The sequence below is a fragment of the Paraburkholderia translucens genome (genome assembly GCF_020881035.1).
GTDB lineage: Bacteria > Pseudomonadota > Gammaproteobacteria > Burkholderiales > Burkholderiaceae > Paraburkholderia > Paraburkholderia translucens.
In genome coordinates this window covers 323044-339528 of sequence record NZ_JAJITC010000006.1, presented here as the reverse complement: position 1 = coordinate 339528, position 16485 = coordinate 323044, and the positions used below count along the sequence as shown (strand labels likewise).

The window sequence follows — 16485 nt, the reverse complement described above, 5'->3', positions numbered from 1 at the left end:
AGGACCTCACCGTGAACGCACCGACCTTTCCGCAAACCGGCTTCGACCCGGACGAAACCATCCTGATTCCGCAACCGGGCGGGCGCACGGCGGCGCGTCGGCGCAATGAGAAACGCAATGACGAGCGCGATGACGACCGCCATGACGAGCGTGACCAGGAGCGCGAGCAACCGGCGCCAGGCATGGCTCGCGCGCCGGTGCTGCCGGCCGCGTCCGGCCTGAACCCGCTCGTGCGCGCCGCGAATGCGCTGCTCGCGCTCGCGCTGCCGCTGCGCCAGCGCGCGTCGATCGCCGATATCGAAGGACTGCGCGCCGAGCTTGCACGAATGGTGCGAGCCTTCGAGCAGGACGCGCGCGCAAGCGGCATCGATACCGAAAAGCTGGCGGCGGCGCGCTACTGCCTGTGCACCTGCATCGACGAGGCGATCTCGGGCACACCGTGGGGCAGCGGCGTATGGGCGAGCCGCAGCCTGCTCGTCACGTTCCATAACGAAGCGTCGGGCGGCGAGCGCTTCTTCCTGATCCTGCAACGACTCGCGCAGGACCCGGCGCGCAACGTCGATGTTTTGGAACTGCTGTATGTGATTCTGTCGCTCGGCTTCGAAGGACGGTATCGCCTGATCGACGGCGGGCGCAGCCAGCTCGAATCCGTTCGCGAGCGGCTCGAGCGCATCATCCGCAACCAGCGTGGCGCTTTCGAGAGCGAGCTGTCGGTGCATTGGCGGCCCGCCGAGCGCGCGCGCAGGCCGCTCGGGCAGCGTATGCCGCCGTGGGTTTGCGCCGCGCTCGCGGCTGTCGTCGTGGTGGCGACGCATATCGTGCTCGCGCAAAGCCTGAACCGCACGTCCGACCCGGTGTTCGACGCGCTCAACCGCATCCGGGTGAGCGAGCGTCCCTCCGCGCAGGCGAACGTGATCGCGCCTGCCGCGATGCCCGCTGCCGCCGCGACCCTGTCGACGTTTCTGGCACCCGAGATCCGCCAGGGGCTTGTTTCGGTGCGCGAGACGGCGGACCGCTCGATCATCACGATCACCGGCGACAACCTGTTCGCGTCCGGCAGCGCAACGCTCGATCCGGCCTACGACGCGTTGATCGGACGCATCGCCGAGGCGCTGAAAAGCGTGCCCGGCAAGGTCGTCGTCACGGGCCACACCGATGACCAGCGGCTGCTGTCCGCGCGCTTCCCGTCCAATTGGCACCTGTCGCAGGCGCGCGCCGAAAGCGTGCGCGCGATGCTCGCGTCGCTGACCGGCGCACCCGCGCGCTTTTCCGCTGAAGGACGGGGCGACGCCGAGCCGCTCGCGTCGAACGAAACGCCCGCTGGCCGCGCGAAAAACCGCCGCGTCGAAATCACGCTGCTCGCGCCGGGCGCGTCCTCGTGACGCGCGGCGCAGCCTTACTCATCCGTATCGACATTCAGTCGACGAAGAGGCATGGAGACACCGATGAAAAAGATCGCAGGTTCGCTGACGCCGCCGCAATGGCTCACGCTCGCGGGCGTGCTCGCGCTGCTCGTCGTCGTGTGGTTCGAGGGGCCGCTGTTCGCGTTCAATGGACACACGCCGCTCGAATCGCCGCGCGCGCGCTGGATCGCGATGGCGCTGCTCGTCGCCGCGTGGGTGCTGGCCTGGGGCGCGCGCGCGGGCGTCGCGCGGCTCGTCAATCTGCGCTTCGTCAGCGGTTTCGCAGGGCAGAGTCAGGCGGCGGGCAACGCGGAACTCGCGGTGCTGCGCGAGCGCTTCGAGCAGGCGCTTGCAATTCTTCGCCAGGCGCGCATGACAGGCATCAACGGCCGCCAATGGGTGTACCAGCTGCCGTGGTACATGTTCATCGGCGCGCCGGGCACCGGCAAGAGCACCGCGCTCGCGCACTCGGGCCTGCGCTTTCCGCTGCGCGAGAAGCTCGGTGACGCGGCGATCGGCGGCGTCGGCGGCACGCGCCACTGCGACTGGTGGTTCACCGACGACGCAGTCCTCGTCGATACCGCGGGCCGCTACACGACCCAGGACAGCGACGCGCAAGCCGACGGCTCCGCGTGGACCGGGTTTCTGCAACTGCTGCGCAAGTACCGGCCACGCCGGCCGTTGAACGGTCTCATCGTGACGGTCTCGGCGGCGGATCTCGTGCGTGAGGACGAGGCGGCGCGCGACGCGCACATCCGCACGATCCGCAGCCGGCTCACGGAGCTGAGCGAGCGGCTCGGCGTGCGCTTTCCGGTCTATGTCGTCGTGACCAAGTGCGATTTGCTCGCGGGCTTCACCGAGTTCTTCGACGACCTCGGCGAAGCGGAGCGCAACCAGGTCTGGGGCATCACGTTCCCACTCGACGAGTCGCCGACTGCCGGCGCCGCGCTCGCCGCGTTCCCCGCCGAATTCGACGCGCTCGGCGCGCGGCTGCAGGCGCGCGTGCTGCATCGCATGCAGCGTGAAACGGACCTGCAGCGGCGCGCGCGCTTGTACGGCTTCGCGCAACAGTTCGCGGGACTGCAGCCGGCGCTCGGGCGTTTTCTCGACGGCGCGTTCCGCGGCACCCGCTTCGAGGCGTCGCCGCTTCTGCGCGGCGTGTACTTTACGAGCGGCACGCAGCACGGCCGGCCGATCGACCGTGCGATCAGCGCCATCGCGCAATCGCTCGGATTGCGCAGCGACGTTGCGTACCAGCGCGACGCATCGGGGCGCGCGTACTTCATCAACCGGCTGCTCAAGGACGTGGTGATCGCCGAGGCCGGGCTGGTGGGCGTGAACACGCGCTTCGAGCAATGCCGCGCCTGGCTGCGGCGCGGCGCGCTCGCGCTGGTTGCTGCGGCGCTGATGCTCGCGCTCGCGGGCATGGCTGTGAGCTATCAGCGCAACCGTGCCTATGTCGCAGAGTTCGAGCGGCAAACCCGGCACGTCGAGCAACTGGCGCGAGAAGCGAACGCGGCCGCCACTCCGCTCGCGGTGCTGCCGTTGCTCGACGCGGCGCGCGCGCTGCCCGGCGGCTACGCGGACACCGGTAAGCCGGTGCCGTGGCTCACCCGGCTCTGGCTCTATCAGGGCGACAAGCTCGGCCAGCAAGCGCGTGTCACCTACCGGCGTCTGCTCAATCAGACCTTGCTGCCGCTCGCGGTCGGCAAGCTCACGCAGGAGCTGCACGATGGCGCTCCCGAAAATGCTTCGGAAACCGAATCGTATCGCTATGAAGCCTTGCGCGCATACCTGATGCTCGGCGACGCGGCGCATTTCGACCCCGCCGCGCTGCGCACCCATCTGGTCTCAGCGCTTGCAGGCAATGCGAGCGCCGCGCAAAGAAGCGCGCTCGATGGGCACCTCGCCGCGCTGTTCGACAAGACGCAGTTCGATCCGTCACTGCCGCTCGACAATGCGCTCATCAAGGCGGCACGCGCGCGCCTCGCCGAATTGCCGCTGTCACAACGCATCGGCAACCGGGTGGACGGCGAACTCGCGCAGGCGAATCTGGCTGCCTTCAACGTGAGCGCTGCCGCCGGACCGAACGCGCCGCTGCTGCTCAGGCGAACGAGCGGCGCGCCGCTCACGGCCGGCGTGGCGGGCGCGTACACGCGCGCCGGCTACGCGCAATACATGCGAGCGCGCGACGCCGCGCTCGCCGATGTCGCGAAGGACGCCTGGGTGCTTGGCCGTGACGACGTCGCGCTCACGCCCGAGGGCATCGCCGCGTTGCGCGCCGCGCTCGACGAGCGCTACTTCGACGCCTATATCCACGCATGGGACAGCTTTCTCGACGATGTGACCATCGTGCCCATCACGAGCCTTGCCGATGGCGCGCGTGTCGCAAACGGGCTATCCGCGCCTGATTCGCCGCTCAGAAAGTTCATCGCCGCGGCCGCGCGCGAGACGACACTCGCGGCGAACACATCCGGCAAGCAGGACGCGGCGACGCGCGTCGACGAACACTTTCAACCGTTGCACGAACTCGCGGGCAAGCCGGGCGACGCTGCCGCGCTGGACCGCGACCTTGCACCGCTGAAGGACGCCGCCGTGTATCTCGACGCGGCCGACGCCGCGCGCAGAATGGGCCAGCCCGCGCCCGCCGGCGACGCGCTCGGCAAGCTGAGGCTCGCGAGCCAGACGGCGCCGGCGCCGCTCACACCGGTTGCGGCATCGCTCGCGACGGCGGGTACAGCGCTCATGGAAGGGGGCGAACGCGCACGCCTCGACGCGCAGTGGAACGCAAATGCGGGACCGTTGTGCCGCCGCGCGCTCGATGGCCGTTATCCCTTCGTGCATGGCTCGACCAGCGATGTCGCCGCCGACGACTTCGGCAAGCTGTTCGCACCGGGCGGCCTCATCGACGACTTCTTCCAGAAAAACCTCGCCGCGCTGGTCGACACGAGCGGACCTGTGTGGCAATGGCGGGACGGGACTCCGCCCGCGGGCACGTCGCGTGACGTGCTGGCGCAGTTTCAGCGCGCCGCGCAGATCCGCGACGCGTTCTTTCACGACGGCAGCCGCGACATGTCGATCCGTTTTCGCGTGAAGGCACTTTCCCTCGATCCGGCCGTGACGCAGGTGAATCTCGACATCGACGGTCAGCAGCTTGCGCTCAAGCAGGACGGTCTCCAATCGATGCTGCTGCAATGGCCGAGCGGCAAGAATACGGGCCGCGCGGCCGCGCAGTTCGATCCGCCCGCCGCCACACAGGCCCCGCCGCTGGATGCGAGCGGCCCGTGGGCGCTTTTGCATTTGATCGACACCGGCAGGCTCGAAGGCACTGCGCAACCGGACCGCTACAGGCTGACGCTCGATTCCGCCGGACGCAAGGCCGTGCTCGAGCTGGATGCGACGAGCGTCGTCAATCCGTTCCGGCGCGCGCCGCTCGAACAGTTTCGCTGTCCGGAGCATCTGTGATGGCGTCGCCGGGTGTCGCCGGATGCTTCGGCAAGCTGCGCGGCACCGGCGACTTCGTGACGCGGCGCCTGCCGGCGTGCTTCGTCGAACCTTGGGACGCGATGCTGCAGGCGGGCCTGCTCGCGAGCCGCGCGGCGCGCGGGCGTGCCTGGCTCGATGCGTATCTGACCGCGCCGCTATGGCGCTTCGCGCTCGGCGGCGGCGTGCTGGGAGAGAACGGCTGGGCGGGGGTGCTGATGCCGAGCGTCGACAGCGCGGGCCGGCACTTTCCACTCACGGTCGCCGCGCCGGTCGATGCGCTTGCGTGGCCGCTGTGGCGTGCGCAAGCGGACGCGTGGTTCGAGCGGTGCGCTGCGCTCGCGCTCGCGACGCTCGATGAGCGCGCGCGTCTGGCGGACTTCGATGCCGGATTGCTGGCGCTCTCGCACGCGCATGATGCGAGCGGCGTTTCGACGCCGTTACAGGTCGGTGCGTGGGGCATGAGCGTCTGGTGGCAAGCGGAAGCGACGCGCACGAACGTAGGTCTGCCCGATGCCGCGTTCGTCGCCGGGTTGTTCGACAGTGCCGCCGACGGCGCGCACTAGGTGCACGAACACTGGAACCTGCTGGAGCTCATGATTCAGGTCGGCCAGACCTTCAGATAGTCCACAATATAGCGGTGACAAACACAACACCTGAATCGAATGTGGACGTTATTCTCGCCGACGGCGATCTGCTCGAGACAGTATCGGCCTTTCGTTTTGGGCACACAATAACCCAGATGAAGCAATAAAAAATGCTGACTGCCTGACGTGTTACGTTGGCATGCGTCAATAGACCACCGGAGATATAACGAATGTCCTACAAACTGCTCCGTGTAATGATGCTCTGTGCGATCGGGATGATAGGTGGAGCAAATGCCTGTACGATCTCCGAAGGCATGGAAAATAGCTTACCGCTTAATTCCGTGGACATTCCCAATTCCGATCGGCTAAGAATCGCCGACATGGTTATGGCAGCACGCCAATGGCCCGATGCGGAAATCCGTGGCATTGTGTATGCAGGCGGGTACGTGAAAGAGCAAGCTCCCAAAACAATCGCAGAAGCACGCGCAGCGGCGCTCAAGACCTATCTCGTCCAACTCGGCGTGAAAGAAGGAAACATCTGGATTGATACGAGAATCATCAAGAAACCCGATATTGGCGATAAAGGAAGTGCAGCACTCAATCAGATATCAGTGACCCTTGTGCCAATCTGTAACGGCGGGTGCGAAAGGCTATGCAACGATTCGCGCGTCACGCCGACAACCAAAGCTATCAAGTGAGAACTTGCTCCGCTTCGGCAAAGCCTCTAACGAACAAAGGGTTTGTGCGAGTACAGCGAACCGTGACGGCAAGGCTGACGCCATTGCGTACGTCTCCCCGAACGTTTCGATCATGCTACGCATTGCATTGACGCTGATCGCGTTCGCCGATGCGCCGCTAGCGGCCTGCACCGTGATTCACATCGAAGGCAACGGGAACGGCGCAATGCCGCCTTGAATTGTTAAGGAGCCCATACCGGAAAAAGCGCACCGGAAAATGAGATGCGCTGAAATATTGTTAATGTTTGTCAAAGCGGCTCTATCCCGATTTAAAGCGGTTGACCGGGACCCGTCTGGCCGGTTAATTGTTCAGGTGTCGACTGGTAGACAGGAGGAGGTCGAATGCAACAACAAGCACAGGAAGGCACCCGGGAGCTTATGACGGACGAGGAAGAATGTCTGTGTTGCCGCGTGACCTATTCAATATATTCCACATTCCCGCCAATGCCTTCCGCAATGGCGCTGAACGCCGAAACCGGCGAATGGTTTCCGTTTGACAGGCTGAAGTCGTATCCAACCGGTTACGAGATGGCCGAAGCCCTCGGTTACGCATGGGCTTGTGAATGTCGCGGACGCTCCCCTGATACCGTGCAGGAAGAAGGCCCGTTATCGCTCCACCGCGCAATGCCCCGGTCAGTGCTTCCGGAGTCGTCCATCTGCCTCGAATGCATGATCCACGCTGCCGGGCAAGGCGCGATGATCCTGGAGCGCTGATGATTACCGCCTCTGTGAAGGAACAGCTTCGCCAGTATGGGGAACAGCGCTTCAGTGGCAACGTGCTGGCGCTAGTCGATGGTATCCAGTACCAGCAGCATACCGGCCAGCAACTCACGCCCGAAAACGACAGGACGGTTTCGCTGTTCGCGGGAACGAACGACGTGGCACTCGCGCACGCGGGGCCGTGGCTGGTTGATCCGAAGACGGCGCGCGACCATCTTGCGGACCTGCGCGAACTCGAACAGGCCCGCCCAGGCGTGATCTGGCTGATTAGCTCGGAGAGCCTGGAGAGGCAGGCTGCAAAGCTGCGCCCGCACCTGACTGTCCGGATACCGGAAGGACGATCCGCCGTGCTGCGCTTCTGGGACCCCAGGGTGTTGCATGCGCTCAATGCGGTATGCCACGGCAGGAGCGAGCGCGAGCTTTTCAGGGCTGCCGACGCGTGGCACTACCTCAACGAAGGACGACGGTTCACCATCAACGACAATGGAATTGACCGAAGGACAATGGGCGCTTCTGAAAGCCCATGAAGACCGCAACTATGTGGATTTTATCCGTGGTCATATCGTGCGCGACTATCCCGCGCTCGCCAATGATCCGACCTTGCGCGATCGGCTTAATGCAGCCTTCGCGCAAACAAGGATGCTGCGCTTTACGCGTGACGTGCCGATAGTCGATTTCCTGTATGCGGAAGCAGCCACGCCGGGGTTCTACTGGATTCCGGCGGTCGTGGCGTGGCTGCACAAACCGGGCGTTTCGGCTGAACAGCGATTCGAAATGCTGATGCAGGTAACGCATAAAAGGCAACAGGAAATGAAGGAGAAACGCTGATGGGTATTCCATTCCTCGCAACGCTCGAAGCCGCGGCGCACGCGATGGCGCAGGCAATGCCTATACCCGTTCCAGTCCCGACCCCCGCACCGTCTGCCGGTTCTACGGGCGGCAGTGGCACTGGCGCGGGTGCAGAGGGCGGATGGGGCGAACTACCGCGTGACCGGTCCCGCGAACGCGAAAGGCCCTGCAAGTGCCCGCCAGAAAAAGGTGCTAAGGTGCAAAAAAACCATAGCATGAACCCCGAGCCGCGCCGCTACCAAGCCCATATTACGGGCTTCGAATATCGTATAGAGACAGACGAGAAAGGTAGGGAAACGAGGACCGGCTGGAATATGGAGTGGTTTTGGGAAGGGATCTATTTTGATGGCTTCCAAGATAAGCAATGTCTATTGCAGGAGGCCAAGGCGAATTACGATCAATTTCTGGACAAAAAAGGAAAGCCGCTTCCGTTTTTTGAAGGCTTCGACGATATGGTTGAAGCGATCGAAGAACAGGGCACCGTTGTTCGGCTCAATCCACCCACGAGGCTTATGTGGTATTTCCAGACGCCAAAGACAAGAGAGCTTATGTTGTCAGTGCTCCAAAAATTTAACGTTTCATCTGTCTACCAACCGTGAGTAGTCAATGAATATTTCTGAACAACATCGTGATCGTAGTGATCTTTCAAGCAGCGATTGGGAATACCATCTTCGACGCTTGCTCCCAGTCGTTAGCGTGTTGAAGGAGACGGACCGAAGGCTAGGCGAATGGTACGTCAAGGGAATGACGGAACAGGAAGCGCTTCAACGTCGCGTATATGAAGATATGGCACCTTCAACCGCTGCTATTGATTTCTTTTCGAAAAAATATCGAGGGAAAGGAAAGGACAAGCCAAAAACAATAGGGATATGGAACGGGATTAATTCCGATGAAGAAGGTGCGTCGATAAGGATTGGGATTGATGGAAAGGGGTTGTTTGCAAAATCAATTGAAATTGAAATTAATGAAAAAGACGAATCTTCATACTCCCGCCTTGGTAACTATATATCCGCCGCAGGTGTGATTGAGAAAATCGTGAATGCTTACGGATCGCTCTACGTCACTTTGGGGCCGCATTCTTATAATGCCGAAAAAACGTTCGATGATCGCCCCGGCGTAAGCTGGATGCTCTACCTGCCGCACGTTCTCACGCTAGCCCAGGTGCCTGAAGCGCGCGACCTTATCCCTGTCATGCGCGATGGCGAGCAGCAAGGCACGATCATCGTCAGCGTGACGGATGAAGTCTTTGACGTGAATAATCGGGAGCATCTAAAGGTGGCGAATGACATTGAGATTCGGCTGGCAGACCAAGACCTGTTGCCGCGATTCGTTGATCTCTGAGTTTGGCTCGCTATTCCCGCTTCAGCGGGCCTCTTTCCTGCGAAAAGTCCCCAACGCATAAAAGGCACCAAAAAATGAAGGAGAACCGCTGATGGGTATTCCATTCCTCGCAACGCTCGAAGCCGCGGCGCACGCGATGGCGCAGGCAATGCCTATCCCTGTTCCGTTCCCAATCGCCGCACCGTCTACAGGCGCCGCGGACAGCAACGGCACTGGTGCGGGTGCAGAGGGCGGATGGGGCTCACTACCGCGCGACCACTCCCGTGAGCGCGAAAGAGCGTGCAAGTGCCCGCCAGAAAAGGGTGCTAAGGTGCAAAAGAACCATAGCATGAACCCGGAGCCTCGACGCTATCAAGCCCGCATTACCGGATTCGAGTACGGGGTCATGACGGACGGTAGAGGTCGAGATACCAGCCAAGGCTGGAATATGGAATGGGAGTGGCTTGGCACGGACTTCGATGGATTTCGGCCATCACAATGCCTTCTGCAAGAGGCAAAGGGAAATTATGATCAATTTATCGGCGGAAACGGACAGCCCCTTGAATTTTTCAAGGGCTTTACAGGAATGACCGAGCAGATCAAAAAGCAGGGCACGACTGTGCGCGGAAACCCTCCGGCCAAGCTAATGTGGTATTTCCAGACTCCGAAGACAAGAGCGTTCATGTTGCCAACTCTGCAAAAATTGGCTGTTCCTTCTGTCTGCCAGCCGTGAGGAAGCAATGAATCTATCCGAGCAACACCGTGACCGTACCGATATTCCCAATGCAGATTGGGAATCTCATATGCGTCGCCTTCGCCCGATCCTGGATCTGTTGAAAGAGAAAGATCGAACGTTAGGCGAATGGTATCTAAAAGGCGAAACCGCGCAAGAGGCACTTCAGCATCGCGCCTATGACGGCAAGGCTCCAGCCAAGACAGCTATTGAAGCGCTATCGAAGGAATATGGGAGAAAGAATAAAGACGATCCGAAGACAGTCGGAATCTGGAATGGAATTCGATCGGATCAAATAGGTGCTTCGCTATCGCTTGAAATCGACGGAGGGGAAATTTTCCCGAAGTCGCTGGAGATTTCGCTTAACGAAAAAAATGAAAGACGGGGTTCGCGACTTGGCGACTATAGATCGGTAGCCGAAGTGCTTTCTGAGGTCGTTCGAACCTATGATTCGTTTTACGTTACATATGGACCGTTTTTTTATTACACGAACAAGGTATTCGATGATCGCCCCGGCGTAAGCTGGATGCTCTACCTGCCGCACGTTCTCACGTCAAGCGAAGTTCCCGAAGCGCGTGCCCTTATCCCTGTCACGCGCGATGGCAAGCAGCAAGGCACGATCATCGTCAGCGTGACGGATGAGGTCTTTGACGTGAACAACCGCACGCACGTCAAGGCGGCAAACGATATCGAAATCCGCCTGGCAGACCAGGACCTGTTGCCGCGATACATCGATCTTTAACCTTGCCCGCTTCGTTCTTGGAAGTTGCCTTGTTTCGGCGGGCTGCACAGTCTTATGCCGAAAGACCCCGATCGGCCGACAACGCTCGAAGCCTTGCGGGACCAGGTTTCGGGCCGTTAGTCAGAACATCGAGGCACATCCAGAAAGCACGCAATGACCGCAGTGATGTTGTCCTTGCCGCCCGCATCCAGCGCGAGCGCCACGAGGTCCCTGCATGCGTCGCCGATGCCGTGCGGCGTCATCGCGCCGAGCACCGCCTCGATCTCGCAATGCGAGACTTCCGCGTGCAAACCGTCGCTGCATAGCAGATAACGGTCCGCGGGCAGCCACGCATGCGCTTCGATGGCGGGGGCGATCGACGGCATCGGTCCGAGCGCCTGCAGCAGCGCGTTCCGTGGCGGCAGATGCTCGATGACACCGTGCTCCAGCGCCTGCTGATAAAGCGTGTGGTCGCGCGACAACTGCGATAGCGCGCCGTCGCGATAGCGGTAGAGCCGGCTGTCGCCGACGTGAAACGAGATCAGCCGCCCTGAGCCGGACGGCTGCCAGATGCCCGTCAACGTAGTGCCCATCGATCGAGGCGCAAGACGCTCGCGCACGTTTATCGCGTGCAGGATCGCGTTGGCGTGATCGAGCGCGTCGGCGGCGGCGCGCATCGCGCACGCCGTTGCATCGTAGACGGTGGCGTCGGGATCATCGGTGACCGTGGCGCCGGCGTGAGCGCGCGGTATTGCGTCAGCAGAGAGCCGCGCGGCGATGCAGTCGAGCGCAGTCGCGCTGGCGCGGGCGCCGAATGCGTGACCGCCCATGCCATCCGCGACCGCGATCAGGTTCGACGCCGGATCGATCAGGAAGCGGTCCTGATTCTCGCGGCGCACACGCCCCGCGTCGGTGAGGCCGAACGCCGAGCACTTGGCAAGGCGGACCGGTGCGCAGCGGGTCAGCATGTCGGAAGTCATCGGTCGTGCTCCTTATGCATGTCGCTATAGCCCGATGTCGCGTTCGAAACGCGCGCGGTCGGCTTCGTTGGAGATCGCGGCCGCGAGCCGCTCGTGCAGCGCACGCAGGCTGGCCGCGTGGCGTGCTTCGCGCTTCGCGACGATGGTTGCGATCGGGCCGAGATAAACGGCGAGCTTGCGCGCGGCGGCCTGTACCTCTTGCTCATCAAGCGATGAAGAAGGGAGTGAACCTTGGGTAGCGCCTTGCCGTGAAGCCGCGGCGCCATGCGTCGTGCCTGCGCTGGACGCATCCGCGCAGGCGGCAATGAACTGCGCACGACCCTTGTCGGAAGGAACATGCGGCGCGAGCAGCGCGATGAGCGCGGGCAAGTCCGGCGCATTGGCGATGCGCGCCGCGGCGCGCCGCACGAGCAGACGCGCCACTGGCCCGATCTGCGCGGCGAGGTGAGTCTCGACCGGGAGAAGCATGGTGGTGGGCCACGTCGTCAACGAGGGCAGCGACTCGCCGCGCCAGGAGCCCGTTCCTGACGCGAGCGGCCCACCCGGTTTCGGCGGCTGCGCTTCCAGAATCGTGCGGTCGTCTTCGGCTGCCTCCGCGCGTTCGGGCGGCAGAGGCGCTGCGCCGTCCAGCGCATCGGCAAGGGCCCGGCGCAGCGCGTCCGCCGTCTGGAAACGCTCAGCGGGGCGTCGGGACAACGCACGCATGAGCACGTCGTCGAGCGCGCGCGGCAGCGCGGGGTTGCAGGCGCAAGGCGCTCGCGGTGTCTCGTGCATGACCTGCCGCATGACCTCGACGTGCGAGGCCCCCGTGAACGGCCGACGACCCGTCAGCATCTGATAGAGCACGATCGCGGCGGAAAAGAGGTCGGAGCGCCCGTCGATCGGTTCGCCCGCGAACTGCTCCGGCGACATGTAGCTCGGCGTGCCGATCATCGCGCCTGCCAGCGTCAGCGAGGACGACTCGACATGCGCGACGCCGAAGTCCGCGACCTTCAGCCGCCCCTGCGTGCTGACGAGCAGATTCGCGGGCTTGATGTCGCGATGCACGACCCCGTGCTCGTGCGCGAAGCCGAGCGCGGCAAGCAGTTGCCCGAACCAGTCGAGCGCGGTGGCGAGTTCGAGCGGACGGCCCGCGTCGAGCCGTTGCTTCAGTCCCTGCCCGTTGACGAGTTCCATCGCGATATAAGCGGTGTCCGCCGTCTCGCCATAGTCGTACACGCCGACGATGTTCGGATGCGCGAGCCGGCCGGCCGCCTGAGCCTCATTGCGCAAACGCGCCATCAGGCTCGATCGGTCGCCGCCTTCGAACAGCTCGTGGCGGACCGTCTTCAGCGCGACATGCCTCTCGATGTGCGGATCGAACGCGCGATAGACGATGCCCATCGCGCCCGCGCCCAGCATCGCCTCGATGCGGTACTTGCCGAGCTGCGTGATGCGTGGCGGGTCCGTCGCAGCGGCTGTCACCTCATGCCTCGATCATCTTGAATGCTTCGACGAGGCTCGTCTTCATGCGCGCGAACGACGCGGCGAGCGAAGCGATCTCGTCGCGGCCGCCCTCCGTGAAGGTCGCGCTCTCGAGGTGGCCGAGACTCGCCTGATCGGCGGCGCGAGAGAGCGCACGGATGCGCCGCGTGACGAGCAGATGCACCATCACGTTCAGCGCGATCAGCAGCAGTACGAACACCGCGAGCAGCGACGCGAGGAAGGTGCGCAGCACCGCGTCGCTGCGCGCGATCGGCATCGACATTGGCACCGACACGAAATCGGCGCCGATGACTTCGTGCATCGCCCAGTTGAAGCCGTTGTCGGGACCGTACTTGTCGATGAGCGTCTTCGGCGCACGTGACGGGACGCTGTGACACTCCATACAGGCGGCGTCGTTGATGCGGTTCGGGCGCGCGATATACAGGTTCTGCCCGGACGGCGTATCACGCAGGCCAACGACCTCCTTCAGTTCGGGCTTGTCGTGCAGATGCCGGATCACGTCCGCTTCCCAGTCGGAGGGACGGTCGCGCGGATTGGTCGGATTGAGCATCGTCGAGCGATACGAGTATCCGGCGAGATGCTGCTCCAGCGTCATCAGCGTCTCGACCGCCGAGAACGCCGGCACCGACTGCGGCACGAAACTGTATTTGAGCTGCGTCTGCAAGAGCGGCGTGACTTGCGCCGCGGTGTAATTCTGCGCCGCGCTGGCCGCTTCCATCAGGACGCGCGCATTCTGCACCGTCTCTTCGATAGCCGCGCGGCGCAGCAGCTCGCGCGCGGCGAACCCGGCCGACACGAAGCCGACGACGAAGACCGCGAGAAACACCAGATTGAATTTGACGGCGAGCGACTGTCTCATGACTCCTCCTCGGTTGATTGAGCCTGCACGGGCACGACCGCGCGCCGGCGCTGCATGGCGGGAGGCGGGCACAGGACGCGTCGCCATTCGGGAAGATTGCGCAGGTTCTGCCGCACCTGCGAGCGGAACGGCTCGCCTTGCGCGAGCGGCCGGAAGCGCGCGACAAAGCTGCGGCGAATGCCGAGCGGCGTGACCAGCCAATCCGCGAGATCGGCAAAGGTCGCCGGGCGGCCCTGCGGCGGAACGGCGAGCTTCGCGTTCCCGGGCGCGGGGACTGGCGCGAGCGGATCGCGGAACGGCCGTGGCAGCGCGGCGATGAATGACGGCGCCGGGCGCGCGCTCACATCGAGCGGCTTGCCCGCTTCACGTTCGGCGTAATGGTCGCCGTCGAGGGGCCGGTGAGCGTCGGGATGATCAGGCAGGGCGAGCGTCATGCCCCCCGTCTCGACGAATAGAGAGGTTGCGTCGCGGCTCGCGTGCAGCACGGCGGCGCCGTCGCGCATGACGGCATCGAGCGCGGCCGTGTCCAGCGACAAGGGCTTTGTCGCAGCGGCCTGCGTACGCGCGATCTTGATCCAGCCCGAGAGCAGCGCAAGGGAATCGCCACCCTGCGCGGCATCGACGGCGATGCGTGTGTCCGCGCCGAGCGCGACGATCGTGCCGTCTGCTTCGATCTGTGCGCTCCCCTGCGCCGAGGTGGCAAGCAGATCGCCTTGCGCGAGCGCGATGGGCGTATCGACGTTGAACACGGTCGTCGCACGAATCAGCGTGACGGTTCCTTCGGGCAGCAGGACGAACTGGCCAGCATGCGCGCTCTGAAGTGCGCACAGACATGCGATAGCGAAGCCGTTGCGCAGAACTTGTGGCAGGAGTCGGGCGTTCATCGCGGTCGTTGCCTCGAAAACGTTAAGGGCTTGCGACGAAAACAGCCAGGTGCGCGCTTCTATTCCGAGGGTGTTTTCCCTGAGCGGGATGGAACGGAAAAATGCAAACGCCTTCGCAAATGCGAAGGCGCTGGATGTGTTGCGCGCGGAGCGGCTATCCGTTCAGGAAGCCGAGAACGGCCTTGCGCAGTTTCAGGTCCCAGGTCTGCTCTTCCGTGTGACTTTGGGCGAGGGTAAGCAGTCCCTTGATCGTCGCATCGTCCGATTTGAACGCGAAGCCCGCATCGCCCAGATAGCTCGATCCCCAGACCTTGAGGTTATCGATGTACTTGCAGCCGGCCGTGAATTCCGCCTGGGTGACGATGGTTTCGTTGTCCTTGAACATCGTGAGGAAATGCATCTTGTCGCCGCAGATGCCCGTATTCAAGGCCAGCACCGAGAGCGCCGGGATCGGCACGGCGTAACGCTTGAACCAGCCGTTGAAGGCGATCGGCCGGGTATGCAGCGCATCGCGCTGCATGCGAGCGTCCCAGTACTCCTTCGCCTGCTCGCAAAAGCGCTTGATGCGCTTGATCTCGACGATCTTCCAGATGACCTTCGCGAGCGTTTCCATGATGGAGACAACGGCATCCACGATGGTCGATGCGCCCTGACTCGCGAACTGCAGGCCGAGGCTCGCGCCGCCCTTGACCATGTCATAGACGCCCTCGCCGATGCTCAGCTTCATCGCGCTCCTGATCGCCGTGACGATGGTGCCGGGGTGTCCGGTGACCAGCTGGACATCGCGGCCCTGCACCCACTCGCGATACTTGGTGATGCTGCTGTCGACGGTGTTGGCGATGCCTTTGGCGAGGTCGAGGCCCGCGCCGATCAGCGGCGCAAGCGTGGCGAGCAGCTTGCCGCAGAGGAAGTCGACGAGCTTGCGCAACAGCGCGGGCATCGTGTCGAGCGCGAATCCGCCTGGGTCGTTGCGGATATCCGCAACTTTTTCGCGGATCATCTCCCAGAGCTTTTTCGCGCCTTCCTCGACCTTGGCGCGAATCGCCTCATAGAGACGCTGGGCCGCGCTGCTCAACGCCGGCAGCGTAAAGCTGGACGTCATGAGCTGGCCGGAAGGCGTGAGCGTGGGGTTCTTGCGCTTGCTGATCTTTTTCTGCACCTGTTCGAGCGCGACCGACGCCGACTTCTGCACGAGACTATTGTCGAGCACGTCGCTGGCAATCGATGCGGCCTCGTTGCTGTCCGGTGCGAGTCCGAGACCGGCGTTGGTGATGTCGAAAGCGCCTTCCAGCAGCACCTGGAATATATCGTCCTCGATCTCCAGGTTGCCGAAGAGATACAGCACGCCGAGCCGCGAGTTGATGAGCGCCGGCGTCATGAAGTCTTGCGCGCCGGCTGCGGCGTCGGTGTCGCCCTTGCCTTGCAGTTGGTTATCGAGCAGCGTGAAATAGTTCGAGTCGTTGCGCGAGGCGTCCTTCCAGGCATCGCCGGGGCCGATCGAGTCTTGCCAGAATTCGAACGCGCTCACCAGAAGATGGAATTGATAGACGGTGCGATCGCGGTGGTACAGCTGGATCTGCTCGTCCAGGTTTTTCAGCGCCGAGCTGCGCACCTTAAGCAGCGCCGAAGTTCCTCTCAGCCATTCGTCGTAGGGGACGATGTCCGGCAAACGGGCGTAAGCGTAGGTCATGGATGGGTCTCCTCGCGTTTGAATCGATCGATGG

The 16485-nt window shown here is 63.2% G+C and carries 16 protein-coding genes; 11 read left to right on the top strand and 5 right to left on the bottom strand.

Annotated elements, in window-relative coordinates; all coding sequences use genetic code 11:
• Positions 1 to 11: 11 nt before the first annotated feature.
• The 11 genes from tssL to LJ655_RS13745 all read left to right on the top strand — a co-directional run bounded on the left by tssL (position 12) and on the right by LJ655_RS13745 (position 10574).
• Entirely contained in the window at positions 12 to 1382 is a 1371-nt protein-coding gene (gene tssL / locus LJ655_RS13795) for a type VI secretion system protein TssL, long form (protein ID WP_230561792.1), read from the top strand.
• 63 nt (positions 1383 to 1445) lie between these two features.
• Entirely contained in the window at positions 1446 to 4868 is a 3423-nt protein-coding gene (gene tssM / locus LJ655_RS13790) for a type VI secretion system membrane subunit TssM (protein ID WP_230561791.1), read from the top strand.
• The gene (gene tagF, locus LJ655_RS13785) at positions 4868 to 5452 is read left to right on the top strand and encodes a type VI secretion system-associated protein TagF (RefSeq protein WP_230561790.1); all 585 of its coding nucleotides are present in this window, start codon (positions 4868 to 4870) and stop codon (positions 5450 to 5452) included. The genes tssM and tagF overlap by 1 nt, the downstream gene beginning before the upstream one ends.
• Positions 5453 to 5703: 251 nt before the next feature.
• A complete protein-coding gene (locus LJ655_RS13780; RefSeq protein ID WP_230561789.1) occupies positions 5704 to 6171 on the top strand; it encodes an OmpA family protein in 468 nt (155 codons plus the stop codon).
• A gap of 381 nt (positions 6172 to 6552) precedes the next feature.
• A complete protein-coding gene (locus tag LJ655_RS13775) occupies positions 6553 to 6924 on the top strand; it encodes a hypothetical protein (RefSeq protein WP_230561788.1) in 372 nt (123 codons plus the stop codon).
• Positions 6924 to 7457: a DUF4123 domain-containing protein gene (locus LJ655_RS13770; protein ID WP_230561787.1), complete on the top strand. Its 534-nt coding sequence runs from the start codon at positions 6924 to 6926 to the stop codon at positions 7455 to 7457. Before LJ655_RS13775 ends, LJ655_RS13770 begins: the two co-directional genes overlap by 1 nt.
• Entirely contained in the window at positions 7414 to 7758 is a 345-nt protein-coding gene (locus LJ655_RS13765; RefSeq protein WP_230561786.1) for a hypothetical protein, read from the top strand. The genes LJ655_RS13770 and LJ655_RS13765 overlap by 44 nt, the downstream gene beginning before the upstream one ends.
• Entirely contained in the window at positions 7758 to 8378 is a 621-nt protein-coding gene (locus tag LJ655_RS13760) for a restriction endonuclease fold toxin 5 domain-containing protein (RefSeq protein ID WP_230561785.1), read from the top strand. Before LJ655_RS13765 ends, LJ655_RS13760 begins: the two co-directional genes overlap by 1 nt.
• 7 nt (positions 8379 to 8385) lie before the next feature.
• On the top strand, positions 8386 to 9120 hold the full coding sequence (locus tag LJ655_RS13755) for an immunity 52 family protein (protein ID WP_230561784.1): 735 nt from the start codon (positions 8386 to 8388) through the stop codon (positions 9118 to 9120).
• Between the two features lie 91 nt (positions 9121 to 9211).
• A complete protein-coding gene (locus LJ655_RS13750; RefSeq protein ID WP_230561783.1) occupies positions 9212 to 9832 on the top strand; it encodes a restriction endonuclease fold toxin 5 domain-containing protein in 621 nt (206 codons plus the stop codon).
• Between the two features lie 7 nt (positions 9833 to 9839).
• On the top strand, positions 9840 to 10574 hold the full coding sequence (locus LJ655_RS13745; RefSeq protein ID WP_230561782.1) for an immunity 52 family protein: 735 nt from the start codon (positions 9840 to 9842) through the stop codon (positions 10572 to 10574).
• Positions 10575 to 10690: 116 nt separating this feature from the next.
• On the opposite strand, the gene LJ655_RS13740 is transcribed toward LJ655_RS13745, so the two are convergent.
• The 5 genes from LJ655_RS13740 to LJ655_RS13720 all read right to left on the bottom strand — a co-directional run bounded on the left by LJ655_RS13740 (position 10691) and on the right by LJ655_RS13720 (position 16451).
• Complete coding sequence (locus LJ655_RS13740; RefSeq protein WP_230561781.1) at positions 10691 to 11533, bottom strand: PP2C family protein-serine/threonine phosphatase; 843 nt, start codon at positions 11531 to 11533, stop codon at positions 10691 to 10693.
• Positions 11534 to 11557: 24 nt separating this feature from the next.
• Positions 11558 to 12997, bottom strand: a complete 1440-nt coding sequence (locus LJ655_RS13735) for a serine/threonine-protein kinase (RefSeq protein ID WP_230561780.1) — start codon at positions 12995 to 12997, stop codon at positions 11558 to 11560.
• Position 12998: 1 nt separating this feature from the next.
• On the bottom strand, positions 12999 to 13877 hold the full coding sequence (locus tag LJ655_RS13730) for a Tll0287-like domain-containing protein (protein WP_230561779.1): 879 nt from the start codon (positions 13875 to 13877) through the stop codon (positions 12999 to 13001).
• Positions 13874 to 14761, bottom strand: a complete 888-nt coding sequence (locus LJ655_RS13725; protein WP_230561778.1) for a FecR domain-containing protein — start codon at positions 14759 to 14761, stop codon at positions 13874 to 13876. Before LJ655_RS13725 ends, LJ655_RS13730 begins: the two co-directional genes overlap by 4 nt.
• Before the next feature lie 154 nt (positions 14762 to 14915).
• A complete protein-coding gene (locus LJ655_RS13720; protein ID WP_230561777.1) occupies positions 14916 to 16451 on the bottom strand; it encodes a hypothetical protein in 1536 nt (511 codons plus the stop codon).
• Between the last annotated feature and the right edge of the window lie 34 nt (positions 16452 to 16485).